24 protein-coding genes are annotated in these 22,537 nt (G+C 68.7%); 11 read left to right on the forward strand and 13 right to left on the reverse strand.

Annotated features, from left to right (window positions below; translation table 11 throughout):
* Positions 1 to 84 precede the first annotated feature (84 nt).
* Positions 85 to 1,935, forward strand: coding sequence for a Stk1 family PASTA domain-containing Ser/Thr kinase (gene pknB, locus Pmi06nite_RS09720; protein ID WP_203952564.1), 1,851 nt, complete (start codon positions 85 to 87; stop codon positions 1,933 to 1,935).
* Positions 1,936 to 2,174: 239 nt separating this feature from the next.
* Here pknB and Pmi06nite_RS09725 read toward each other — a convergent pair whose 3' ends face one another.
* Positions 2,175 to 2,753: an anthranilate synthase component II gene (locus tag Pmi06nite_RS09725; protein ID WP_203952565.1), complete on the reverse strand. Its 579-nt coding sequence runs from the start codon at positions 2,751 to 2,753 to the stop codon at positions 2,175 to 2,177.
* 224 nt (positions 2,754 to 2,977) lie between these two features.
* On the opposite strand from Pmi06nite_RS09725, the gene Pmi06nite_RS09730 reads away from it, so the two are divergent.
* Positions 2,978 to 3,223 (forward strand): cell division protein CrgA, encoded by a 246-nt coding sequence (locus Pmi06nite_RS09730; protein WP_203952566.1) that lies wholly within the window; start codon positions 2,978 to 2,980, stop codon positions 3,221 to 3,223.
* Positions 3,224 to 3,374: 151 nt separating this feature from the next.
* On the opposite strand, the gene Pmi06nite_RS09735 is transcribed toward Pmi06nite_RS09730, so the two are convergent.
* The gene (locus Pmi06nite_RS09735; RefSeq protein WP_203952567.1) at positions 3,375 to 4,265 is read right to left on the reverse strand and encodes a rhomboid family intramembrane serine protease; all 891 of its coding nucleotides are present in this window, start codon (positions 4,263 to 4,265) and stop codon (positions 3,375 to 3,377) included.
* A gap of 64 nt (positions 4,266 to 4,329) precedes the next feature.
* Positions 4,330 to 4,860 (reverse strand): peptidylprolyl isomerase, encoded by a 531-nt coding sequence (locus Pmi06nite_RS09740; protein WP_239094600.1) that lies wholly within the window; start codon positions 4,858 to 4,860, stop codon positions 4,330 to 4,332.
* 141 nt (positions 4,861 to 5,001) lie between these two features.
* Here Pmi06nite_RS09740 and Pmi06nite_RS09745 point away from each other — a divergent pair, with 141 nt between their 5' ends.
* Positions 5,002 to 5,499: a DUF5324 family protein gene (locus Pmi06nite_RS09745; RefSeq protein WP_203952569.1), complete on the forward strand. Its 498-nt coding sequence runs from the start codon at positions 5,002 to 5,004 to the stop codon at positions 5,497 to 5,499.
* Positions 5,500 to 5,588: 89 nt separating this feature from the next.
* Here the strand turns inward: Pmi06nite_RS09745 and Pmi06nite_RS09750 are convergent, their stop codons facing one another.
* The 4 genes from Pmi06nite_RS09750 to Pmi06nite_RS09765 all read right to left on the reverse strand — a co-directional run bounded on the left by Pmi06nite_RS09750 (position 5,589) and on the right by Pmi06nite_RS09765 (position 10,812).
* The gene (locus Pmi06nite_RS09750) at positions 5,589 to 7,859 is read right to left on the reverse strand and encodes a HelD family protein (RefSeq protein WP_203952570.1); all 2,271 of its coding nucleotides are present in this window, start codon (positions 7,857 to 7,859) and stop codon (positions 5,589 to 5,591) included.
* 589 nt (positions 7,860 to 8,448) lie between these two features.
* The gene (locus Pmi06nite_RS09755) at positions 8,449 to 9,624 is read right to left on the reverse strand and encodes a zinc-dependent alcohol dehydrogenase (RefSeq protein ID WP_203952571.1); all 1,176 of its coding nucleotides are present in this window, start codon (positions 9,622 to 9,624) and stop codon (positions 8,449 to 8,451) included.
* On the reverse strand, positions 9,621 to 10,112 hold the full coding sequence (locus Pmi06nite_RS09760; RefSeq protein WP_203952572.1) for a hypothetical protein: 492 nt from the start codon (positions 10,110 to 10,112) through the stop codon (positions 9,621 to 9,623). Before Pmi06nite_RS09760 ends, Pmi06nite_RS09755 begins: the two co-directional genes overlap by 4 nt.
* Before the next feature lie 343 nt (positions 10,113 to 10,455).
* Positions 10,456 to 10,812 carry an ArsR/SmtB family transcription factor gene (locus tag Pmi06nite_RS09765; RefSeq protein ID WP_203952573.1) on the reverse strand — a complete coding sequence of 119 codons (357 nt, stop codon included), beginning with the start codon at positions 10,810 to 10,812 and terminating at the stop codon, positions 10,456 to 10,458.
* A 266-nt stretch (positions 10,813 to 11,078) separates the two neighbouring features.
* Here Pmi06nite_RS09765 and Pmi06nite_RS09770 point away from each other — a divergent pair, with 266 nt between their 5' ends.
* Complete coding sequence (locus Pmi06nite_RS09770) at positions 11,079 to 12,059, forward strand: cation diffusion facilitator family transporter (protein WP_203952574.1); 981 nt, start codon at positions 11,079 to 11,081, stop codon at positions 12,057 to 12,059.
* Positions 12,060 to 12,218: 159 nt separating this feature from the next.
* Positions 12,219 to 13,058, forward strand: a complete 840-nt coding sequence (locus tag Pmi06nite_RS09775) for an EamA family transporter (RefSeq protein WP_203952699.1) — start codon at positions 12,219 to 12,221, stop codon at positions 13,056 to 13,058.
* Here the strand turns inward: Pmi06nite_RS09775 and Pmi06nite_RS09780 are convergent.
* The 4 genes from Pmi06nite_RS09780 to Pmi06nite_RS09795 form a co-directional block, all read right to left on the reverse strand.
* Positions 13,045 to 13,743, reverse strand: a complete 699-nt coding sequence (locus Pmi06nite_RS09780; protein ID WP_203952575.1) for a flavin reductase family protein — start codon at positions 13,741 to 13,743, stop codon at positions 13,045 to 13,047. The two genes, Pmi06nite_RS09775 and Pmi06nite_RS09780, sit on opposite strands and share 14 nt — an antisense overlap.
* A 138-nt stretch (positions 13,744 to 13,881) precedes the next feature.
* On the reverse strand, positions 13,882 to 14,892 hold the full coding sequence (locus Pmi06nite_RS09785; protein ID WP_203952576.1) for a zinc-dependent alcohol dehydrogenase family protein: 1,011 nt from the start codon (positions 14,890 to 14,892) through the stop codon (positions 13,882 to 13,884).
* A 101-nt stretch (positions 14,893 to 14,993) separates the two neighbouring features.
* Entirely contained in the window at positions 14,994 to 15,395 is a 402-nt protein-coding gene (locus Pmi06nite_RS09790; RefSeq protein ID WP_203952577.1) for a nuclear transport factor 2 family protein, read from the reverse strand.
* 37 nt (positions 15,396 to 15,432) lie between these two features.
* On the reverse strand, positions 15,433 to 16,449 hold the full coding sequence (locus Pmi06nite_RS09795; protein ID WP_203952578.1) for an alcohol dehydrogenase catalytic domain-containing protein: 1,017 nt from the start codon (positions 16,447 to 16,449) through the stop codon (positions 15,433 to 15,435).
* Positions 16,450 to 16,643: 194 nt separating this feature from the next.
* On the opposite strand from Pmi06nite_RS09795, the gene Pmi06nite_RS09800 reads away from it, so the two are divergent.
* The 6 genes from Pmi06nite_RS09800 (at position 16,644) to Pmi06nite_RS09825 (ending at position 21,039) form a co-directional block, all read left to right on the forward strand.
* Entirely contained in the window at positions 16,644 to 17,216 is a 573-nt protein-coding gene (locus tag Pmi06nite_RS09800) for a TetR/AcrR family transcriptional regulator (RefSeq protein WP_203952579.1), read from the forward strand.
* 154 nt (positions 17,217 to 17,370) lie between these two features.
* The gene (locus Pmi06nite_RS09805) at positions 17,371 to 18,597 is read left to right on the forward strand and encodes an FG-GAP-like repeat-containing protein (protein WP_203952580.1); all 1,227 of its coding nucleotides are present in this window, start codon (positions 17,371 to 17,373) and stop codon (positions 18,595 to 18,597) included.
* Between the two features lie 86 nt (positions 18,598 to 18,683).
* Complete coding sequence (locus Pmi06nite_RS09810) at positions 18,684 to 19,133, forward strand: nucleoside 2-deoxyribosyltransferase domain-containing protein (RefSeq protein ID WP_203952581.1); 450 nt, start codon at positions 18,684 to 18,686, stop codon at positions 19,131 to 19,133.
* Positions 19,134 to 19,195: 62 nt separating this feature from the next.
* Positions 19,196 to 19,621 (forward strand): DNA-binding protein, encoded by a 426-nt coding sequence (locus Pmi06nite_RS09815; protein WP_203952582.1) that lies wholly within the window; start codon positions 19,196 to 19,198, stop codon positions 19,619 to 19,621.
* 43 nt (positions 19,622 to 19,664) lie between these two features.
* Positions 19,665 to 20,246 carry a TetR/AcrR family transcriptional regulator gene (locus Pmi06nite_RS09820; RefSeq protein ID WP_203952583.1) on the forward strand — a complete coding sequence of 194 codons (582 nt, stop codon included), beginning with the start codon at positions 19,665 to 19,667 and terminating at the stop codon, positions 20,244 to 20,246.
* A 37-nt stretch (positions 20,247 to 20,283) separates the two neighbouring features.
* Positions 20,284 to 21,039, forward strand: a complete 756-nt coding sequence (locus Pmi06nite_RS09825; RefSeq protein WP_308442486.1) for an SDR family NAD(P)-dependent oxidoreductase — start codon at positions 20,284 to 20,286, stop codon at positions 21,037 to 21,039.
* Between the two features lie 250 nt (positions 21,040 to 21,289).
* Here Pmi06nite_RS09825 and Pmi06nite_RS09830 read toward each other — a convergent pair whose 3' ends face one another.
* Together Pmi06nite_RS09830 and Pmi06nite_RS09835 are read right to left on the reverse strand one after the other, a co-directional pair.
* Complete coding sequence (locus Pmi06nite_RS09830; protein ID WP_203952584.1) at positions 21,290 to 21,733, reverse strand: hypothetical protein; 444 nt, start codon at positions 21,731 to 21,733, stop codon at positions 21,290 to 21,292.
* A gap of 289 nt (positions 21,734 to 22,022) precedes the next feature.
* Entirely contained in the window at positions 22,023 to 22,442 is a 420-nt protein-coding gene (locus Pmi06nite_RS09835; RefSeq protein WP_203952585.1) for a hypothetical protein, read from the reverse strand.
* Positions 22,443 to 22,537: the final 95 nt, after the last annotated feature.

The raw sequence follows: 22,537 nt of genomic DNA on the forward strand, positions 1-22,537 counted from the left end.
TGATTGAGGAGACGTGATGGGGAAAGGGGCCGATGATGGACAGCGGTGGCACCCCAAGATGAACGGCAAGGGACAGTGCAGGAAATGACTCAGCCACGACTTCTCGGTGGACGCTATCAGCTCGACGGTGTCGTCGGGCGGGGCGGCATGGCCGAGGTGTATCGCGCCCGGGACATCCGGCTGGACCGTATTGTCGCGATCAAGACGCTCCGGTCCGACCTGGCGAGAGACCACACCTTCCAGGCGAGGTTCCGCCGGGAGGCCCAGTCGGCCGCCTCGCTGAACCACCCATCGGTCGTCGCCGTGTACGACACGGGCGAAGACATGATGGAAGCGACGCCGGTGCCGTACATCGTCATGGAGTACGTCGACGGGCGGACGCTGCGCGACCTGCTGCGCGCCGACAGGCGGCTGCTGCCCGAACGCGCCACGGAGCTGGTGGACGGCATCCTCAGGGCCCTCGACTACAGCCACAGGGGCGGCATCGTCCACCGGGACATCAAACCGGCGAACATCATGGTGACCCGCAACGGCGAGGTCAAGGTCATGGACTTCGGCATCGCCCGCGCGATGGCGGACTCCGCCGCGACGATGACGCAGACCGCCCAGGTGATCGGCACCGCGCAGTACCTGTCCCCCGAGCAGGCCCGCGGCGAGCGCGTCGACGCCCGCAGCGACATCTACTCGACCGGCTGCGTGCTCTACGAGCTGCTGACCGGCCAGCCTCCCTTCACCGGCGACTCGCCCGTGGCCATCGCCTACCAGCATGTCCGTGAGGACCCGATCCCGCCGTCGCGGATCGACCCGGAGATCCCCAAGTGGGCCGACGCCATCGTGCTCAAGGCCATGGCGAAGGACCCCGTCCAGCGCTACCAGAGCGCCGAGGAGATGCGCCAGGACATCCAGCGCGCGATGTCCGGCATGCCGGTCGACCCGCAGACGATGGCGATGGCCAGCAACTACGGCGCGTACGGCGGGGCGGACCGCACCCGGACGATGTCCACGGGGGCGGGGCCCAACGGGCAGGGCACCCGGGGCATCCCGCAGTACAACTACGGGCCGGAGGAGCGGGGCGGCCGCTATGACGGTCACCGGCGCCAGGCCGACGACAACAAGGCGCTCAAGACGACCCTGTGGATCGTCATCCCGCTGCTGATCATCGGAGCCTTCGTCGGGGTCGGGTGGCTCGCCTTCGGCGGCGGCAATGACACGCCCGCCGCGAAGATCAAGGTTCCGTCGGTCGTGGGCCAGACGAAGGAGGCCGCCGAGCAGGCGCTGAACGCGGCCCCGCTCAAGTTCACCTACGGAGACGATGCGTACAGCGACGAAGTGCCGAAGGGAACGGTGATCAGCACCGACCCGGCGGCGGACACCGAGGTCGACCCGAACTCCTCCGTCACCATCGTCTTGTCCAAGGGCCAGGAGCAGATCGAGGTCCCGGACGATCTGATCGGCAAGTCTCCGGATGAGGCCCGGGCGGAACTGGAGGACCTCGGCCTCAAGGGCACCGTGGTGCCCGCGCAGTCCAACGCGCCGCAGGACCAGGTCTTCAAGATCTCCCCGAGGGCCGGCAGCAAGGTCGACAAGGGCTCTCCCGTGAAGCTCTACGTGCCGAAGGCGATGACCGACGTTCCGCCCGTCATCGGACTGACGCAGCAGGACGCGAGGAACACGCTCACCGGGGCGGGCTTCAAGGTCAAGATCGTCACCCAGGAGAGCGATTCGGTGCCCGCCGGAAACGTGATCGACCAGTCGCCGCAGAGCGGCAAGCTGGCTCCTGGCACCACGATCACGCTCACGGTCTCCAGCGGAGCGCCCGCGGCTCCGCCGCCGCCCCCGCCGACGACGCCCGACCCGGGCCAGACGCCCGACCCGGGCCAGACGCCCGATCCGGGTCAGACCCCGGACCCGGGGACCGGAGGCACCGGCCAGTAGATCCTCAGCGCGAGAGGGCCCGTCAGTTTTCTGACGGGCCCTCTCGTCGTTCCGGTCACGATGGGGAACGGCGGTCCCGGCGTCGGAGCGCACCGTCCGAAGGGGGAAACCGTGATCGCGGGCGGTGCCGTCGCGGGAGAGCCTGACCATGTGGCCGGGGACAGCAAAAGAGAGCCTCCGCCACTCGGGGGCAATGGCGGAGGCTCTCATCTGTATGTTCGCCGGGCGGCGGGAAAGCGTTACACGATTTCCCGAAGCCAGTTGCCGAGCAGTCGGTGGCCGTGCTCGGACACCACCGACTCCGGGTGGAACTGCACCCCTTCGATGGGCGCGCTCCGGTGGCGCAGCCCCATGACGACACCTTCGGGAGTGGTCGCGGTGATCTCGAGGACGTCCGGCACGGTCTCGGGCACGACCGCCAGCGAGTGGTAACGGGTCATCGTCACCGGTGAGGGAATGGCCGCGAAGACGCCCCTGCCGTCGTGGGAGATCAGGCTCGTACGGCCATGCATCAGCTCGGGAGCCCGCGTGACGGTCCCGCCGTAGGCGACCGCGATGGCCTGGTGGCCCAGGCAGACCCCCAGGAGCGGGAGCCCACGTTCCGCGCAGTGCCGTACGAGGGGGACGCTCACCCCGGCGGCCTCGGGAGTGCCCGGTCCGGGAGAGATCAGGACGCCGTCGAAGCCGTCCGCGTCCTCGACCGTGACGTGGTCGCGTGGCCGGACGTCGCATTCGGCGCCCAGTTCACGGAGGTACTGGACGATCGTGTGGACGAAACTGTCGTGATTGTCCACCACGAGGACACGGATCGCGGTCATGTCTCCCCAGGGACCGAGAACTCGATGGTCACGACGCCAGACTATGGCAATTCAGGCATCTCACTGCGGAAAGGTCTGGATCATCCCAGATCAGGCAGGCCTGGTGTGCGGGGATCGCCCTGGAACGGCCACGCCGACTATTCTTACTCCGGACTCCGTCCGAACAGCGGTTACGCTACTGACAAAGCCCGCACAACCGCGCGGGTGCCCACCAGGAGAACTCCGTGCCCAAGTCCAAGACCCGCAAGAAGGCCGTCTACACGGCGCCGCAGAAGACGCAGTCGGTCAAGGTCAGCCCGCGCTGGCTCGCGCCGGTCATGGTCGCCTCCTGGCTCATCGGCATCGTCTGGATCGCAACGTATTACGTGGTTCCCGACATGCCGGGCCTGTCCACGCTGTCGAACTGGAACCTGCTGATCGGGTTCGGGTTCATCATCGTCGGCGTGGTCCTGTCGACCAGATGGCGCTGATCCAGGCCTGCCGGGCAGCGCGCCCGAAGCCGTCCGGCGTCCAGGCCTCCGGGAGGCCGTGACGCCGCCGGCCTGCGCGGCGACCATCTCGGCACTTCCCGGAGAGTTTCTTTCCACAGGCTTTATCCACAGCCTGTGGGCAGGACGAATCTCACAGACCTGGTATGGCGAGTGGGGGCAACTGGGTCACGAGCAGGACGAGGACCACGAGGACGGCGGCCGCGGCGCCGAACTGCACCACGGTGCGGTTCTTCGCCGGAGCGTAGGCGAACGCGGCGGCGACCAGCGTTCCGGTCACGAGGCCGCCCAGGTGCCCCTGCCAGCTGATTCCAGGGAACACGAACGTGATGGCGACGTTGATGGCGATCAGCCACAGGACGCCGCGCGCGTCGAACCCGAGCCGCTTCGAGACCACGAACAGCGCGCCGAACAGGCCGTAGATCGCGCCCGAGGCGCCGACCGTCATCGCCAAGCCGCCGAACAGGTAGACCGCGACCGAGCCGCCGATCGCGGACAGCAGGTACAACATCGCGAACCGGACGGAGCCCAGCCTCCGCTCGAGCTCCGGACCGATCACATACAGGGCCCACATGTTGAACACGATGTGGGTGAAGGAGAACGAGCCTTCGAGTGGGCTCGCGTGGAGGAAGGCGCCAGTGATCAGGCGCCACCACTCGCCGGAATAAATCTCCAGCGCAGACGTCCCGAACCGGCGGAGGATATCCGGCCACAGGTATTCCAGGCCGTAAGCCAAGACGTTGAGGATGAGCAGCGCCCAGGTGACCCTCGGCTTGGCGACCGCGGCACCGCCCAGCGGGGCCTGCGCCTGCCGTACGGACTGGTTGCCCTCGCGGACACACTCGACGCACTGGTGACCGACGGCTGCCTCACGCATGCAGTCCGGGCAGATCGGCCGGTCGCAGCGCTGGCAGCGCACGTAGGTCTCGCGGCCGGGGTGCCGGTAGCACGTGGGCACGGCTTCGGCGCCCGGCTGGACCGGCGGTTGCTCGGAAGGAGACGGCGGCGGGGGCTGGGAGGTCATGAAGTCCTCTCAAAGGGCAGGTCAATCCCTCCCAGCCTATAAGCCGCTGACGCTGGGGAGCGGTTCAGGAACGCTCGATCGTGACCTCTTCGATGATCACGTCGTTGACGGGACGGTCGCGGCCGTCGGTCTCGGTCGTGGCGATCTCGTCCACGACCTTGGAGCCGTCGATGACCTCACCGAAGATGGTGTGGCCCTGGTTGAGGTGCGGAGTCGGCCCGACCGTGATGAAGAACTGCGAGCCGTTGGTGCCCTTGCCGAACCGCTTGCCCGCGTTGGCCATGGCCAGCAGGTAGGGCCGGTTGAACTGGTTGTCGACGTGGATCTCGTCGTCGAAGCTGTAGCCGGGGCCCCCGATGCCCTGGCCCAGCGGGTCGCCGCCCTGGATCATGAAGCCGCTGATGACCCGATGGAAGATCGTGCCGTCGTACAGCTTGTCGGTGGTCTTCGCGCCGGTCTCCGGGTGGGTCCATTCGCGGGTGCCCTCGGCGAGCTCCACGAAGTTCCGCACCGTCTTGGGCGCCTGGTTGGGGAAGAGCTTGACACGGATCGTGCCGCGGTTGGTGCGCAGGTTCGCGATGAGGTTCTCAGCCACGAAGGCCGCCCCCTTATATGCAGGTGTTAGTTGTCCGTTGAACAGGGTATCCAGCGCGCCTCGCATACCTGTCCATGATTGAGCCGCAATCACACGGGAAGGGGGTCGTCAACAGGGCCCCGTCGACAGGGGAGGTTGATTGTGTCCCTGACAATGAAGAAGAGGCGCCACGCCGAGGCGATGGTGCCGCAGGCGTGGCTCGGGCTGATGAAAGGGCAGGCCAGGAAGGCCGGTCGCAGAGTGAGCCCGATGGCGGAGACAGCTCGCGATGTGGCCGCCCATCGCCTCGAGGATGCCAGGATCTGGGCGGCACCCAAGCTCGACCAGGCCTCGCATTCCGTCGAGGAGCAGTTCGCGCCGATGGTCAGCGCGTTCCTCGCCGAGATGTCCCGCCGGGTGGACGTGTCGCCCGTGAAGTCCCGCCGACGTTGGCCGATGCTCGCGCTGCTCACCGGCGCGGTGATCGGTGCCGTCGGCGCCGTGATGTACCGCAACAACGCCCAGCGTTGGACGGACACCATGAAGGACAACATGCGGGAGGGTGTGTCCGACACGGCGAAATGGACCGGAGAAAAGGCCAGGGAGACCGCCGACAAGGTGGGCAAGAAGAGCGACGACATCTCCGGCAAGATCTCCTGACGCTGTCCCCGCCGGTTTTCCGGCGATGTTCTAAACCTGGTACGGCCGGCACCGATCGAGGCGCCGGCCGTACCTGCATGTCGGAGTCGTCATCCCGGGCTTGCGGTGAGCCTTTCGAGCATCTCGGGCAACGCGCCCTCGTAGACCACGGTCAACCTCCGGGTCGCTCTCGTGATCGCCACGTACAGGTCCTGACCGCCCTTGGCCGACTGGCCCAGGATCGTGCCGGGGTCGACCACCACGACCGCGTCGAACTCCAGCCCCTTGCACTGCACGACCGTGAGCACCGCCACCGTGGCGTCGAGCGGGTCGCTCACCTCGGGGAACAGTGCCGCGACCTCGGCGCGGCGGGCGTCTGGCGTCACGATCGCGAGGCGGCCCTCCCCGATCTGGCGGAGCTCGGACTCCACCAGGTGGCGCAGGTCGGTGTCGGCGGCCCGCACGGCGCGCGGCGCGGCCTCGCCGTACCGGACGGACTCCGGAGGCGCCTGGCCGGGCGCCACCGCACGCAGGACGTCCGCGGCGACATCCATGATCTCCACGGGTGTGCGGTAGTTCACGAGCAGCCGCTCCTCCCGCCAGCGACCCTTCACGTAGCGGTCGAGCATCTCGCCCCATGAGCGGGCGCCCGCGGCGGAGCCGGTCTGGGCGATGTCCCCGACGACGGTCAGCGAGCGCGTGGGGACCCGGCGCATGACGGTCCGCCAGGCCATCGCCGACAACTCCTGCGCCTCGTCCACGATGACGTGGCCGTACGCCCAGTCACGGTCGCGGACGGCCCTGTCGGCGGTCGTGACCGGGGGACCGCCGTCGCGGTGCCGATCGGCGACGTCCGACGCCACCATCAGCTCGCCGAGGTCGTTGATCGCCAGAACCCCCTCGGCGTACGTCTCCTCGGCCTGACGTCTCCGCTCGGCCAGCCGTTCGCGCCTCCTGGCGGGCCCGTCGTCCTCGCCGAGGAACTCCGCGGCCTCGTCGAGCAGCGGGACGTCCCCAGCCGTCCACGGCGCGTCGTGCGCGCGAAGCAGGACCGCGCGCTCCGCCTCCGTGAGGTACGGCTCGGCGGCCGATCGCAACAGTTCCTCGTCGGAGAGCAACTCGCCGATCAGGCCTTCCGGTGTGAGTTCCGGCCACAGACGGTCGACGGCGTCGCGGACGGTCCGGTGCTGCCAGAGGTTCTTCGCCGAATGCCGCAGGTCCTCCTCATCCACCGGGCGGTCGAGTTGTGCGGCCTCATCACGGGCGAGCGCGTCGAGCAGTTGACGGACGAAGGCGGCGCGCGCGAGGTTGTGCGGCCGGAGAAGGGATCGTGCCCGGTCGCGGGCCCGGACGCAGGCGGCGTGGCCCGTCCGGACGGTCATCTCCTCGACCACGACCTCGACGCCGTCACGCAGGGACGTCCGCACGGGGACGGCGATCTCGAGGTCGCCGGGGGGCACGCGCTGCCGGTCGGCCACCGCCTTCTCCACCACGGCCGCCATGCGCAGGTCGCCCTTGACGACGGCCGCCGCTGGGAGATCCTCCTCGGTGGCGTGCACGCCGGGATGGAGTTCGCCCGTGCTGGACAACACCACCTCGGTCTCACCGAGGGACGGCAGGACCTGGCTGATGTAGCGGGAGAACATGGCGTTGGGGCCGATGACGAGCACGCCCCGCCGCTCCAGCGTGGCACGGTGGGCGTAGAGCAGGTAGGCGGCGCGGTGCAGCGCGGCCACCGTCTTGCCCGTCCCCGGGCCGCCTTGGACGACCAGGACCCCGGGGAGGCCGGAGCGGATGACCCGGTCCTGCTCGGTCTGGATCGTGGCGACCACGTCTCCCATTCGGCCGGTGCGCCCGCGCCTGAGTGAGGCCAGGAGGGCGGCCTCGCCGACCAGGGTGCGGCGATCGACCTCGCTCATCATGTCCAGGTCGAAGACCTCGTCGTCGATGCCGGTGACCGTACGGTGGCGGAGGTGGAGATGGCGGCGCCGTACGAGGGGCCCTGGGTCGGCCGGCGTGGCGACGTAGAACGGGCGTGCGGCGGGCGCCCTCCAGTCGATCAGCTTCGACTCGTGCTCGTCGTCGCGCAGGCCGATCCTGCCGATGTAGAGGGTTTCGCCACCGGTGTCGTCGATGCGCCCGAAGCACAGGCCGCGCTCGACGGCGGAGAGTTGGGAGAGGCGTCGCGCGTGTTCGTCCGCGGCCACCTCGCGCTCGAACGCCGCCTGCCGGGTGCCGGACGCACCCCGGGCCAGGACTTCGCGGAGGGCCTCCTCCGTCCGGTCTCGAACGGTGTCGAGTCTTTCGTAGAGCATGGAGACGTAGGACTGCTCCATCCGCAAAGCTTCGGCGCGCACGGTTTCGGATTGACGTCGCTCCATCTCTTTGATATACTCCTTTTGGATTACTTGTGTGCTTCACCAGAAATCGACAGAGTATTCCAGCATAGGTCACAGAGCTCCCGCTGCGCGTGTTCGCGCGCCGGGAGTTTTCGTTTTGTATGCCCGCACTCGCCCGGCTCCTCCGCCTGCCGGAGTGACGCGCCGGCAGGTGCCCGTTTGTTTCCGAATTGACTCTGGGTGTTGTCGATAAAACGCAGAGTGAGAATTCGATAGGGAAGAGATATCGGTCACATCCGGGGAAATTCACATCGGCTTCGAGCCGACTTGACCTGCCGTAACGGGGATGTCCCACCCTCGCCGATGATCGCCGTCCGACTTGATATCGGAAATTCCCAGCTTTATCGGGTGAACCCCTGTGACTATCGGGGCGTCTTTTGTGTCAAGGAGGCCCGGATGGACGTCCTCGACGGGCTCGTGGACGAGGAGCTCCGCTTGGAGCTGATCCTTGTTCAGGCTCTTCATGAAGAGGCGGAACGGCTGGCCGCCCCAACCGTCCGCTGAACCCCTCGAAGCCCGCCGCCTTCCCCCACGGAAGGCGGCGGGCGTTGATCGGAACCGCCCGGGCGCGCTACATGTCAGGCCGGAAGACCACCCGGACGCAACCGTCCTTCTTCTCCTTGAACATGTCGTATCCGAGGGGAGCCTCGTCGAGCGACATGATGTGCGTGGCGAGATGGGAGGTCACCAGCTCTCCCCTGGCCACCCGGTCGAGCAGCATCGGGATGTACCGGTGACCGTGCTGCTGCGCCCCGCGGACCGTCAGGCCCTTGTTCATCATGGCGCCGAGCGGGAACCGGTTCACCGTGCCGGAGAAGACCCCCAGGATGAACACCGACCCTCCCGGCCGGCAGGCGAAGATCGCCTCCCGGACGGCGAACGGACGCTCCTGCTCGATCTTCAGCTGATGCTTGGCCTGCTCGTACAGCTGGTCGGGTCCGAGGCCGTGTGCCTCCATCCCGACCGCCTCGATGCAGACGTCCGGCCCTCTGCCCCCGGTCCGTTCGCGCAGCTCGGCAAGGACGTCGGTGGCCGTGTAGTCGATGACCTCCGAGCCGACGTGGCGTGCCGTCATCGCCAGGCGCTCGGGGAACCGGTCGATCGAGATGACGCGTTCGGCGCCGAGCAACATCGCCGCGCGCGCCGCCATCTGGCCGACCCCGCCGCACCCCCAGACGGCGACCACGTCACCGGGCTTCACTCCGCCGAGGTCGGCGCCCATCCACCCGGTGGGTGCGGCGTCCGACGTGAACAGCGCGCTCGTGTCCTCCACGCCCTCGGGCACCGGGAACGCGTTGTGGTCGGCGAAGGGCACGCGGATGAACTCCGCGTGGCTTCCGTGGAAGCCGCCCATCATGTGGGAGAAGCCGAAGACCCCGGCGGTGGATCCGCCCCAGAGCGTCTCCGCGAGGTCCGGCGTGGGGTTGCTGTTCTCACACAGGGACCACAGGTCGTGCCGGCAGGCCCAGCACCGCCCGCAGCCGATGATCGAGCACACGACGACGCGGTCGCCCGGCCTGTGCCGCCGGACGTCGGGCCCGGTCTCGACGATCTCGCCGAGGAACTCGTGGCCGATGACGTCGCCCGGGCGCATCGCCGAGACGTAGCCGCCCAGCAGATGGAGATCGGAACCGCAGGTGGTGGTCGCGAGGACCTTGACGATCGCGTCCTGACCGTTGAGGATCCCGGGATCCGGCACCCGCTCGACCGTCAACTCGTCGACGCCCTGCCAGCAGACCGCCTTCACAGCCGCTCCTCCCCCGCGGCACGCGCGAGCGCCATGTCGACCACCTTGGCCCTCGCCCTTCCGGCCCTGGCAGGCCGCTCTCTGGTGAGATCCGGGTCGGGACGCAGCACCTCACCGGTCTCGATGAGGGATTTCACCTGGCGCAGAGCCGTTCTGACCATCTCGCGGGGATGGTCGCCGCGGAGCCGGGCCAGGACGGCGGCGCGTCCCGTCGGCACGGGCGCGCGGGGACGTGCGTAGAGTTCCGTGCCCCGGTCTCCGGGCGCCTTCTCCACGCGCACCTCGACGTCGAGTTGGGCCAGCGGTCGCGGCAGACGGCCGTCGGGCGCCACGTCATCGGGGTGGCAGTTGATGGTGACCGCCATCCATCGGTGTTGCGCCCTCGGGTCCTTGACCGGCGAGGAAGCACGGCGCCGCGACGCGAGCCAGCGCCCCACCACCACCCCGGTACCTGCCACGCTCACCACGCCGATGACGACACGTTTCATAGTTCGCCCCCTTTGGACGGGTAAGTCCTTGGGAGGGCTACCCACCGCCCGCGCGTGGCTATCTCCGCTTGAGGTCGCGTGAGCCGGGAGTTGGACAGTGCGGGACCGAGGCCGCCGGGCGCTCGCGATCCCCTGACCGCGAAGAGGGTTTGCCGAGCCCGGAGCCCACCTGTCCCCACGGCCCCGAGTGTGTCCGGTGATCTCGCGACACCATCCGATGTCGAACGACAGGAAAGCCGTGTCCGCCCACCGCGTGCCTAGGTAATCTCGCGCCAGGCGAGCTCACGGAGGTTCGGTGCGACCTGATTCGTCGGCCCCGCCAGGAGCCGCGGCGCCGGCGACGTCAGTCGTGGCGGGGCGTTCCGGTCACCTCGTGGTCGGCGTGGAACAGCGCCTCCGCGATGAGTGCCCTGACGTGGGCGTCGCGGGCCCGGTAGACGACGCGGCGGCCGTCCCTGCGGGTGTGCACCAGACCGGCGAGCCGGAGCTTGGCCAGATGCTGGGAGACCAGAGGCCGTGCCACGGCGATCGTCTCGGCCAGGGAACCCACGTCGTACTCGCCATGGGAGAGCAGCCACATCAGGCGGAGCCGGGTGGCATCGCTGAGCATGCGAAAGGCGTCGACTGCGGCGTTCACGCGATCGGCCGCCGGTTGCTCCTGCAAGGGGTTGGCACCTGATTCGTTGTCGCGTGCGTACATGACTACATATACTCGCGGGACAACGTGCCTTCCGCAAGCGAGGGATCATGTCCGACACGCGGCCACCGGCGTCGACGCCGTCCGACCATCGTCACGAGGCCCCTTCCCGCGACCGGCCGGGGCGAGAGCACGGGCACGGAGACGGTCATGGGCACGGGCATGGTCACGGACACGCTCACGGACATGGTCCGGGGGGTCACGGGCACGCTCATCCGCACGAGAGCGCCCATGAGGACGCCGACGGCGGGAGTGGGCGCTTCGGCCGGATGGCGTCCGCGGTCCGGCACACGTTCGCGCCGCACAGCCATGACAGCGCCGACAAGACCGACGCGGCGCTCGAGTCGAGCGCCCGCGGCCTGCGTGTGCTCGGCGTCTCGTTCGCCGTCCTCGTCGTGGCGGCGGCGATACAGGCGGTCATCGTGGCGATGTCCGGTTCGGTGGCTCTGCTCGGCGACTCGTTGCACAACGTCGCCGACGCGCTGACCGCCGTCCCGCTGGCCATCGCCTTCTCCGTCGGCCGCCGTCATGCCAGCCGCCGTTTCACCTACGGGTACGGCCGGGCCGAGGACCTCGCCGGGATCGTCATCGTGTTGATCATCGCGATATCGGGTGGGCTCGCCGGTTACGCGGCCGTCGTGCGACTGCTCGATCCCCAGGGCGTACGGGCTCTGGGCTGGGTCGCCGCGGCGGCGATCGTCGGCTTCGTGGCGAACGAGTGGGTCGCCCGCTTCCGCATCAAGGTGGGGCGCGAGATCGGCTCGGCCGCGTTGGTCGCCGACGGACTGCACGCCCGCGCCGACGGTTTCACCTCGCTCGCCGTGCTGATCGGTGCGGCCGCCACGGCGCTCGGCCTCCCTATCGCGGACCCGATCGTCGGCCTGCTCATCACGGTCGCGATCCTCTATGTGCTCCGCGACGCGGCGCGTGAGATCTACCGGCGGCTGATGGACGCCGTCGACCCCGGCCTGATCGACCAGGCCGAACAGATCATCGCCGGCACGGACGGCGTGCTGGGGATCGGTTCGGTGCGCCTACGCTGGATCGGCCATGCATTGCGCGCCGAGGTGGACATCGTCGTCGGGCATGACCTGTCCCTGGTCGAGGCGCACGCGGTCGCCGTGGAAACCGAGCATCGGCTCATGCACGCCCTGCCCCGCCTGCGCGCGGCGACCGTGCACGCCGATCCGGACAGCCCGGACGGGACCGATCACCACGCCCCGCTCGTCAGTCACCGGAACGCCGCCTGAGCGCACCGGACGGGACGAGCCCGCCGAGGCTCGGCCGTTCGCACTCGTGCGCGGGATCTTCCCCCACCATCACCAAGGAGCGCCCTCAAGGTGACCGCTCGTTCCGTGCTCCCGCACGCCGTCGTCGAATCTCTGGCCGCGGGAGCTCCGAGCTCTCACATGGACGCCGCCGTGGTGGCCGTCGTGCTGGGAGCGGCTCTCCTTCACGCGACCTGGAACGCCATCGCCCATGGCTCGCCCGACCGGTTGACCGGCTTCGCCCTCATCGGGATCCCCTTCACCGCGATCGGGGCGATCGGTGTCGCGGTCAACGGTCTGCCGCCGGCCGACGCCTGGCCGTTCATCGTCATCTCCTCGATCCTCACGGTCACCTACCAACTCCTCCTGCTGGCCAGTTACCAACTCGGACAGTTCAGCCAGACGTATCCGCTCGCCCGGGGCACCTCGCCGTGGGTCGTGGCGGTGGTGAGCGTGACCCTGCTCGGCCAGGAGCTTTCCTGGACGGAGGCGGCCGGCGTCGCGGTCGTCTCCATCGGGCTGATGGGCCTGGTCTTCATCGGCGGGCTGCCCGACCGGGCGAGCATGCCCGCGCTCGCCGCGGCCTTCGCCACCGGGGTCATGATCGCCGCCTACACGACCGTCGACGGCGTCGGCGTCCGGCACGCGCCGGTGCTCACCTATGCCTCGTGGTTGTTCCTGTTCCAGGGGCCGGCGCTGCCCCTGATCGCCGTGGTCCGGCGCGGCCGTGCGCTGCCCGGGCTGATGCGCCCTTCGCTCGCGGCCGGTCTCGGCGGAGGAGCGGCGTCGGTGCTGGCGTACGGGCTGGTGTTGTGGGCCCAGACACGGGGTGCGCTCGCGCCGATCGCCGCGCTCCGGGAGACCAGCATCATCTTCGGCGCGATCATCGGTGCGGTGTTCCTCGGCGAACGGTTCGGTTCGAAGCGGGCCCTCGCCAGTGTCGTCGTCGTGGCCGGGATCGTCCTGATCAACCTGTCGTAGCGGCGGTCTCGCGCGCACGCTCGATGTCCGGGCCGCGGTAGAGGTGTTCGGGTATGCGCGCGAGGGTCGAGGGATGCACCTGCGGGCCCAGGCCGTACAACTTCTGGAAGCTCATGATCAGCGGCCGCCACGCGTCGGGGTCGATCCGGTCGGCCGTGCCGGCCATCCGTATCTCCTCGTGGACGTACACCCGCTGGACGCGTACCTCGATCGCCACGATCCCGCCGCGCTGGGCCTCGTCGTCGTCGGCCACGGGATGCACCCCCTCGACGACCACCTCCATGTTCACCGGGCACTCGGCGACTCTCGGCGGGCCCACCGTCTCGGACGCGACAGGCGTGAGGCCGGCGCGGCCGAACTTGTCGGCCACGAAGTGGTACCCGCGCCTGCGCTTGGTCGGCGGCACGGGATCCGAACCCGTCGTCAGCGCCAGCCGGTCGACGGCCGGGGCGAGCGAGTCCGACGGCAGGTTCAGCACGCCCTCGCGGGTCCTGAGCAGATTCTGCGCGGTCTTCGAGCGGGCGCCGAGGCCGAGCACGGCCCGCCAGCCGAGCCAGAAGGCGGACGACATCGGCGCCAGATTGGCGGACCCGTCCTCGTTGAGGGTGGAGATCAGCACCACCGGGGTGCCGAAATAGAGGATTCCGGGTTCGATCCGCGTGTGCGACGGGGTGGTCATAGCCATGCGGACCAGTGTCTTTCCGCCTCCGGATCCACGCTGGCGGCAATCAGACGTCGCGTTGGGCCCTGTCACTCGAAGACGATGTGCGCCGCGCCCCGCCGTATGAGCGACGGGGCGCGGGCGCCGGCCGGGAGCTCCCGATCAGGACGACGTGCCCGGCCGATCGAAGGCGAAGAGCACCTTGCCCGAGCGCTCGGGCCGCTGGGCGTGCGCGATGGCCTCGCGGTACTGGTCGAGCGAGTAGGTGGCCTCGACCGAGACGTTGAGCACACCCTCCTCGACGAGCCCGGCGAGCTCCGCGTAGACCTTCTCGATCTCCTCGCGCGGAGCATTCCAGACCCAGTTGATCACGAACAGGCCGTGGACGGAGATCTCGCGGTAGACGAGTTCGCCGAGCGGCATGACCGGCGGCTGACCGGTCATGGCAGAGAAGGTGACGAAGGCCCCGCCGGTCTCGATCGAAGGCGCCACCTGGGCGGCGACGTCGGGGCCGCCGATCCCGTCCAGGAGCAGCCGCAGCTTCGCGCCGTCGAGAGCCTGGGCGACCCGATCACCGAGGTTCTCCCCGTCGTCGACGATGACGACGTCGGCGCCGTGCTTCCTCACCTGCTCGGCCGCCTCCTCGCGGCGCACGATGCCGAGGATTTTGACGCCGGCCCGCCTGGCGAGGGCGATCACGGCCTGGGCAATCGCGGAGTTGGCCAGCGTGAGGCCTACCCAGTCGCCCGGCCGCAGAGAGACATAACGGTTGAGCAGGTGGTAGGCGGTCGGCGGGTTGATCCCGAGCATGGCGAGCTGGAGGGCGTCGGCCGTCTCCCCGACGGTGACCACGTTGCGGGCGGGAACGACGACCCTGTCCGCCCAGGTGCCCTGCTCGTATGTCGGGAGGATGAGCACGCGGCGCCCGACCAGCGCCTGGCCGGCCGCGGACCCGGCCTCGAGCACGCGGCCGACGCCCTCCGCCCCCATGGCGAAGGGGAACTCGGGCTGCACGGCGTACCAGCCGTTGGACAGCAGGAAGTCGGCCGGATTGATGGGAGCGGCCTCGATGGCGACGAGCAGGTCGTCGGGGCCGAGAGGCCGGTCGGGCTCGTCGTCGAGGCGGAACGATTCGGCGTCGGAGCCGAGCTTGGTGAGAAAGATCCTGCTCATAGGGAACTGCTCCTCATTGAGGTCATGGGTGATTGCATGGCCGCCCTCGCCGCGGCCGGGGGCCGCGCCGCGCGGCCGGTGGGACGGTGCGGGATTGGGGGCTAGGACTGCTTCGCGAGCGCGGCCCGCAGGACCGGCGCGTCCAGGTACACCTCGAAGGTGAGGATCTTCCCGTCGCGCACGTGCCAGACGTTGACCTCCCGCGCGTCGAACGGCGCGCCGTTGGCCCGTAGGGTGCCGTGCGCACGGCCGACTCCCACGACGCGTTCGCCGGCCTCGAAGACGGCGTCCATCTCGAGCGTGCTGTCCATCGCGCCGGCGACCCGGCCGAGGAACTCCTTGAACTCCTCGATCCCGTCGTAGACGCCGCCCCAGGGCACGTCCTTCGCCGCGTGATAGACCCGGACATCCGGGTGGATCAGGTCGAGGAGGCCGTGAAGGTCACCGGCCGTGAGGGCCCGATAGGCGGCCTCGACCGTCTCGATGTCGCTTCTCTGGCTCATTTCGATCTCCCGAGCACGGCTTTCGCGGGCATCTCGCTCAGGCCTTCGTGTCCAGGACGACGCGGAACCGGGCCTTGCCGGAGATCATGCGTTCGTACGCCTCAGGTGCGGCCGACAGCGGGAGCGTCTCGATCATCGGCCGGATGGCGTGCCGCTGACTGAAGTCGAGGTTGTCCTCGTTCTCGATCGAGCTGCCGGTGAGGCTGCCGGTGATCGTGCGTGTCCCGAAGGTGAGGTCCAGCGTGCTGACGGAGATGGGATCCGAGCCGACTCCGACGACCACCATGCGGCCGCGCGGCGCGAGCCCGGGGACCAGCGCGCTCATCGACGCCCCGCTGGCGGCCGTCGCGATGATCGCGGCCGCGCCGCCGAGCTCGACCAGTGCGGCGCCCGGGTCGTTCTCGGTGCTGTCGATGTAGTGGTCGGCGCCCAGCCGCCGTGCCAGCTCGGCCTTGCCCGCACCTCGGGCGATGGCGGCGACGCGGTAGCCGAGCTTCGCGGCGTACTGCACGCCGAGGTGGCCGAGACCTCCGATCCCCTGGACCGCGACGAGGTCTCCCGGACGGCTGTTCACCTGCTGCAGCGCCTTGAACGTCGTGAGACCGGCGCACAACAACGGCGCCGCCTCGGCGGAGTCCATCGCCTCGGGGATGCGCACGAGCCCGCTGGTCCTGGCGAAGGCCACCTCGGCGTAGCCGCCGTCCGTGGTCATTCCCACGTTCTGCTGATCGGTGCAGTTGACGAAATCGCCCCGCCTGCAGCGGTCGCACTCTCCGCAGTGACCCCCGAGGAAGCCCACGCCGACGCGCTCACCTATCCGCCAGTTGCGCACACCGTCGCCGACCGCGTCGATGACTCCGACGATCTCGTGGCCGGGAATGAGGGGCAGGCCCGGGTCCGCTCGATGGCCTTCCACGGTGACGGCATCCGTATGGCAGACGCCACAGCTCTCGACCCGGATCCGCACGTGACCCGCCGCCGGCTGCGTGAGCTCGCGCTCCACAAGCTCGAACTGGCGTGATCCGGTCACTTCGAAGGCACGGTAGGTGGACATGGTTCTCCTCGCATGGGATTCGACGCCGGGCGGCTCGCTGTCCGATGGGTCGGCAGGCACCCGGCGCGGTTCTCAATATGACCGGTCGTCTTAGACGATGTCAAACGATGCCCGAATGTGGACAGGATCACCTGATCCCGATTTGACGAACGGGGAGACGACCGGCCATATTGGATGCGGAAGAGGGAGCGATCATGGCCAGGCCCAGCATGCGCAAGGAGATCGTCGAGGCTGCGCTGGAGCAGTTCCACACCCGGGGCTTCAACGCCGCCGGGGTGAAGGACATCACCGATCGCGCCGGCGTGCCGAAGGGGTCGTTCTACAACCACTTCGAGAGCAAGGAAGCCCTCGCGATCGTCGCCCTGGAGGAGTACGGCGTCAGCCGTCGCCTGCAGGACCTCGCCGATCCCACCGTGGAGCCCCTGACCCGCCTGCGGAGGCATTTCGAGTCCTTCCGGGACGAGATCCTGGGTCACGGAATCACCCGTGGCTGCCTTTTCGGCAATTTCGGCGCGGAGATCGCCGATCACAGCGAGGCCATCCGGACGGCCGTGAGCCAGGGCTTCGACGCGTGGCTCGTCGCGGTGACCGCGGCGATCACCGAAGCCCAGCGTGCGGGAGCCGTACGCTCCGATCTCGACCCCGAGACGACCGCGCGCTTCCTCCTCAACGCATGGGAGGGCACCCTGATCATGGCCAGGACCGACCGGTCGGCGGTGGCCTTCGACTCGTTCTTCGCCATCGCGTTCGGCACGCTGCTCGTCTGACGGTGACCCCTAAGCCGAAAATGCGGCTCGATCACCGTTCCGTGAACATTTCGCGTCACACGAGCGAATAGAGATCGTTTTTCCTAAATTCCACATAAGTTGAGCCATCCGGCGGTCGCGTCGCCGGATGGCTCAACCAGGGAATGGAACGATCTTGGCTCTCCGCTCCAAGCGCGCACGTATCGTGCGTGCCGCCTCCACCATCACGGCGCTGGTCGTCGCCGCCGGCGTGACCATGGCCGGCTCGGCCAACGCGTATCCGTCCAGCTACGACCGCTGCCCGAAGGGCTACTTCTGCCTCTTCAGCGGCCTGGACGGCAAGGGCACCGTCTGGAAGTTCCGGACGGACCAGCACGATCTGGGCTTCGCCGGCAGGCACGCGACCTCATTCACCAACCGGACCGCGGGCTATGCCTGCCTGTTCGGCGGCAAGGACTACACCACTGAGGACGATCGCACCATCTTCAGCATGGACTCCTGGGGCTCCGGGGGCATGAACATGACGAGCGAGGTCGCCCAGTGGCGCAACCACATGGGTTCGCTCAACCTCGCACCCACCTGGCACGAGTGCTCAAGCAGGGTGCAGTACGTCGACTGGACCCGGCCGGCGAACGAACCGGACGGCACGCCGAAGCCGTTCGGCTCCTTCCTCGGCGACGGCCACAGCCAGATGCTGATGCGCTCCCCCCAGGGCCGCCTGTGGGTGCTTCCCGGCGACGGCAACACGCCGATCGACCTCGGCGAGCGGCTGAAGGGCATGACCACGCTGGTCAGGCATGGCGACTACAGCGGCGACGGCCGGGAGGACATCATCGCCCGCGACGCCAAGGGCGTGCTCTGGCTCTATCCCGGCAACGGCAAGAAGGCCCTGGGCGCCAGGAAGCTGATCGCCTACGGGTGGAACAAGATGAGCCTCATCTCGGCTGCCGGAGACCTCACAGGCGACACGAAGAACGACCTCGTGGCGCGCGACACCAAGGGCGACCTATGGCTCTACCCCGGCAACGGCAAGGGGGGCTTCGGCAAGCGGCAGCGGATCGGGCGCGGCTGGAACAACAAGACGGCCGTCGTCGGCATCGGAGACCTCACCGGTGACCACAAGGACGACCTTGTGGCCCGCGACACCAAGGGCGACCTCTGGCTCTACCCGCGCACCGGCAAGGGCGTGTTCGCCGCCCGCCGCATCGTCGGCCACAGGTTCTCCAAGACCTGGCGCCTGTTCGCCATCGGAGACGTCAACGGCGACCGCAGGAACGACCTCTACACGTCGGGCAACAACGACCTGCGTCTCTACCTGGGCACCACCAAGGGCACCCTCAAGCAGAGCTCCGCCTGGGGGATCGTCAACAACGGCATCGAGCCCAGCGAAGTCGTCTTCTGACCCGTTCGTCCGGCCGGCCGCGTGACGCAGGTCGCGTGGCCGGCCGTACACACCAGAGTCGTCCGCATCGTGGTGAGGCTGAACACATGATCCATGTCGAGGCTCCCGAGGAGTTCGGCGGCCGGACGCGCAGCGTGTTCCTCGCGGGCGGCATCACCGACTGCCCGGACTGGCAGTCGGAGGCCGCCGCGAGCTTGGCCGACCTCCCCGTCGCCGTACTCAACCCTCGTCGTGCGAGGTTCAAGGACTCCCCCGGCGCGGCGGCCGAGCAGATCGACTGGGAGTACCGCCATCTGGTCATCGCCGATGTGATCCTCTTCTGGTTCCCCGGCGGCCCGGCCGTACAACCGATCGCTCTGTACGAACTGGGCGCGTGGGCGGCGAGCACCAAGCCGATCGTGGTCGGCGCCGACCCCGCCTACAACCGCCGCCTGGACGTGGAGCTTCAACTGTCACATGTACGGCCGGGCCTCGACGTGCACACGACCCTGAACGCCACGTCGCAGGCCGCGCGGGCGGTGCTCGAACGATTCTGATTGAACATTTCGTTTAAAACGCTGTGTTGACAATTATCCGTGTGTAGCAGCATATTGTCTGCATGACGTCCGAGTCGATCGATCCCTTCACGCCGCCGAATCCGGACCAGGTTCGCGCACACCGCGTGCACGCCGCTCTCGCCCGCATCGCCGAACGGCATGCGGCCACGGAGGACCAGCGTTCCCGGCAGGTCCACCCCCATGTCCTCGGGCCGCACGAGGCCATCAGGCTGGTGTCGCTGCTCGCGAGCGGGACCGCCCAGCGCGAGGAGGCGGAGCCGGAGGTGGACGCCGCCGACATCACCGCCGCCCTGACCCTCGTTCCGCTGGCACGCGGCGAGATGGACCAGTTGGAGACGGCGCTCCTTCTCATGGCACGAGGCCGCGGGCTCACCTGGCAGGAGATCGCGTTCGGTCTCGGGCTCGGCACCGCGCAGGCCGCCAGGCAGCGGTATGAGCGACTGGCCGGACGCCTCGGAACCGATTGACCCCTCGCTTTATTAGACCGCTCGTTCTTGATACGGTGCGGGCATGGCGAGGACGAAAGAGTTCGATCCCGACGTGGCGCTGCAGGCCGCACTCGACCTGTTCTGGGAGCGGGGCTACGAGGCGACGTCGATGGCCGACCTGGTGGAAGAACTGGGGATAGCGCGCGCCAGTCTGTACTCGACCTTCGGCAACAAGCGCGACCTGTATCTGAAGGCGCTCGAGCGCTACCTGGAGACCAGGAACCCGTCCCCCATCGAGATCCTCTCGCAGCCGGGTCCCGCACTGCCGGCCGTACGGGCCCTGGTCGAGTTCTACGTCACCGACGCCATCGCCGACACACGGCGGCGCGGCTGCATGATCGTGAACGCGGCGGCGGAGATGCTTCCCGGGGACCCCGAGGTCTCGCGCCTGCTCGACACCAACTGGAGCGCACTGGAAGCGGCGCTGACCTCGGCGCTGATCAGAGCCCGAGGCGAGGGCGACCTGCCCGCCGATCGCGATCCGCGGGCGCTCGCCCGGTTCCTGCTCGTCTTCCTCCAGGGGCTGCGACTGGTGAGCAAGGGCTCCTCTGACGCGAAGCGCCTGCGCGAGGCGGCCGCCGAGGCTCTCACCGTCCTCCGCTGACGGCCCGATATCGGGAACGATCGATCTCGAAAGGAACATGATGAAGTTCGCCGGCAAGGTGGTCCTGGTCACCGGAGGGGGCTCGGGCATAGGCCGGGCGGTCGCCCTCGGCTTCGCCCGGGAGGGGGCCCTGGTCACAGTCGCAGGGCGACGCGCGGAACCGCTGGACGACACCGTGAAGCTCATCGACGCCGCGGGCGGGCACGCCGCGGCGACCACCGCCGACCTGACCCGGTCAGGAGACGCGGCCCGGATGGTCGGCGAGATCGTGCGGCGGCACGGCAGGCTCGACATCGCCGTCAACAACGCCGGGGTCTTCACCACGGCCAAGGTCGCCGACATCGACGAGGACGACTGGACGCGCACGCTCGACGGCAACGTCACCGGCGTCTTCCTGTCCATGAAGCACGAGATCGCCGCCATGCGCCGTACGGGCGCGGGAGTGATCGTCAACGTGGCCTCCCAGATCGGCGCGCACCGGCGGGTGCCCGGCCTCGGCGCGTACGGCGCGGCCAAGGCGGCGGTCGCGGTCCTGAGTCGTACGGCGGCGCTGGAGTACATCCGCGAGGGCATCCGGATCAACGTGGTCAGCCCCGGGCCGCACGACACGCCGATGTCCATGCGTCCCGGCGAGAGCGTGGCCGACCGGACCGCACGGGTGAAGGAACAACTGCCGATCGGGCGGGTCGGCACGCTCGACGAGATCACCGCCACCGTCCTGTGGCTGGCCTCGGACGACGCGGGCTTCGCCGTCGGCCACGACCTGGTCGTCGACGGAGGCTCCGCCGCCTGACCACACCCGGCGTCATCACGCGAAATCAGGTTCATGGCCGGGCACACCCCGGACGAGCTGTCCACCCGGACCTCCACGAGCGTGCCGGCAACTCGGCAGGTCCGCAGGGTGGGCGTCCGGATCTATCTGTCCGTGGGGCCGGGCAACCCGCCGCCCACCGACTTCACCATCGAGTCACTCACCGCGCAGCGCTCGCCGACCGGCCCGGTAGCGGCGATCTCGCCTGCCCTGATGAGCCTCGACCGGATGATCAGACTGCCTGGCGCCGCCGAAGCCGCGAGACGACCCATCCGGCTACACCCACCACGAACAGGCCGATCGCCGCGTAGAGGACGGGATTGACGTATGCGGGCACCAGGTCCACCGGCACGCCCCCGGACGCACAGGTGTGATTGTGCAGGGGCCACATGCTCGACGGCTCGGGCGAATCGGAGTACGACAGCCCGGACATATGGCACAGGTCGTCGGGATCGGACATCCACATGAGGTTGCCCACCCACAGCCCGATTCCGTACACCGCCAGGCCGACGCACAGCGAGATCGCCGTGAGCCTTGCCCACAGGGCCGCCGTCCGTGGCCGCCTCCCCCGTGTCGTGACGACGACGGTGTGCACGACCAGTCCGGCGGCCACGATGAGCAACACCGGCGACAGGAGCGGGAGAATTATGAGGAAGAAGAACAAGGCCTCAAGCATGATGGGCAACGGTATCGACCGCTATGTCGCATCAGGCCAGCTCGTGCCGTCTTTCGACGCCATCTGCACATGTCCTGCACACGCGGCATCAGGGGCGTGAAGGATTCTTCGCGGGCCATCCCGGCGACCCCGGACGCGTCCTCCCAGATGTGGACGAGGTCTCCGGCATGTCCGCGTCCGTGTAGGAGCGCATCCTCATCATGGTGGCCTGTGTAGTGCATCCGGACGCCGGGCCGCACATGGTTATCCGCCCAGCCGGGGCGTCCTCTTCGTACGTCGCGGTGAGCCGTCAGCCGGGGAACATGTAGTCGGCGGCGATGCGGCCGTCCTCGTCGAGCACGAGGACCTCCAGGCCCCCGCCCACCGCCTCACCGCCACCGGCGGGCACGGTGTCCCAGTTGAACCTGACGATGTCGTGGAGCAGGACGGCGTTGCCCTGCGGCCGGAAACTCACCTGGCCGGACGCGACGAACCGTTCATGACTGCGGCTCACCCGGACCTCGATGCTGTCGTGTCCGCGGGCTTCGAGGGTCGAGGAGTCGAAGCCCAACTCCGCGGCGATCTCCCGGATCTCCTGCGGTGGGTGAAGGATGTGGGCACCGCCCTCGGCCCAGAGTTCGTGAATGGCTTCGCGCCGCAGTTCGGCGTCCGGCTCGTTCCAGAGGGCGACGTAGCGGGCGGCAAGGTCCTGGGGATCGATATCGGTCATTTGCTTCTCCTTCTGGTTTCCTGCCAAACCATGCGGGAAGCGGCTATCGACTGACAATTCCCCCAAAGGAATGCCCCATACGACGCGAACAGGCA

Origin of the sequence: Planotetraspora mira (genome assembly GCF_016863275.1) — a bacterium.
In the GTDB taxonomy this organism is placed as follows: Bacteria; Actinomycetota; Actinomycetes; order Streptosporangiales; family Streptosporangiaceae; genus Planotetraspora; species Planotetraspora mira.

Bases quoted from the DNA above. Each gene is read 5' to 3' on its own strand.
- pknB (WP_203952564.1), top strand. From the start codon at position 85: ATGACTCAGCCACGACTTCTCGGTGGACGCTATCAGCTCGACGGTGTC.
- Pmi06nite_RS09725 (WP_203952565.1), bottom strand. From the start codon at position 2,753: ATGACCGCGATCCGTGTCCTCGTGGTGGACAATCACGACAGTTTCGTC.
- Pmi06nite_RS09735 (WP_203952567.1), bottom strand. From the start codon at position 4,265: ATGACCTCCCAGCCCCCGCCGCCGTCTCCTTCCGAGCAACCGCCGGTC.
- Pmi06nite_RS09750 (WP_203952570.1), bottom strand. From the start codon at position 7,859: ATGGAGCGACGTCAATCCGAAACCGTGCGCGCCGAAGCTTTGCGGATG.
- Pmi06nite_RS09760 (WP_203952572.1), bottom strand. From the start codon at position 10,112: ATGAAACGTGTCGTCATCGGCGTGGTGAGCGTGGCAGGTACCGGGGTG.
- Pmi06nite_RS09765 (WP_203952573.1), bottom strand. From the start codon at position 10,812: ATGTACGCACGCGACAACGAATCAGGTGCCAACCCCTTGCAGGAGCAA.
- Pmi06nite_RS09770 (WP_203952574.1), top strand. From the start codon at position 11,079: ATGGCGTCCGCGGTCCGGCACACGTTCGCGCCGCACAGCCATGACAGC.
- Pmi06nite_RS09775 (WP_203952699.1), top strand. From the start codon at position 12,219: ATGGACGCCGCCGTGGTGGCCGTCGTGCTGGGAGCGGCTCTCCTTCAC.
- Pmi06nite_RS09780 (WP_203952575.1), bottom strand. From the start codon at position 13,743: ATGGCTATGACCACCCCGTCGCACACGCGGATCGAACCCGGAATCCTC.
- Pmi06nite_RS09785 (WP_203952576.1), bottom strand. From the start codon at position 14,892: ATGAGCAGGATCTTTCTCACCAAGCTCGGCTCCGACGCCGAATCGTTC.
- Pmi06nite_RS09790 (WP_203952577.1), bottom strand. From the start codon at position 15,395: ATGAGCCAGAGAAGCGACATCGAGACGGTCGAGGCCGCCTATCGGGCC.
- Pmi06nite_RS09795 (WP_203952578.1), bottom strand. From the start codon at position 16,449: ATGTCCACCTACCGTGCCTTCGAAGTGACCGGATCACGCCAGTTCGAG.
- Pmi06nite_RS09800 (WP_203952579.1), top strand. From the start codon at position 16,644: ATGGCCAGGCCCAGCATGCGCAAGGAGATCGTCGAGGCTGCGCTGGAG.
- Pmi06nite_RS09810 (WP_203952581.1), top strand. From the start codon at position 18,684: ATGATCCATGTCGAGGCTCCCGAGGAGTTCGGCGGCCGGACGCGCAGC.
- Pmi06nite_RS09815 (WP_203952582.1), top strand. From the start codon at position 19,196: ATGACGTCCGAGTCGATCGATCCCTTCACGCCGCCGAATCCGGACCAG.
- Pmi06nite_RS09820 (WP_203952583.1), top strand. From the start codon at position 19,665: ATGGCGAGGACGAAAGAGTTCGATCCCGACGTGGCGCTGCAGGCCGCA.
- Pmi06nite_RS09825 (WP_308442486.1), top strand. From the start codon at position 20,284: ATGATGAAGTTCGCCGGCAAGGTGGTCCTGGTCACCGGAGGGGGCTCG.
- Pmi06nite_RS09830 (WP_203952584.1), bottom strand. From the start codon at position 21,733: ATGCTTGAGGCCTTGTTCTTCTTCCTCATAATTCTCCCGCTCCTGTCG.
- Pmi06nite_RS09835 (WP_203952585.1), bottom strand. From the start codon at position 22,442: ATGACCGATATCGATCCCCAGGACCTTGCCGCCCGCTACGTCGCCCTC.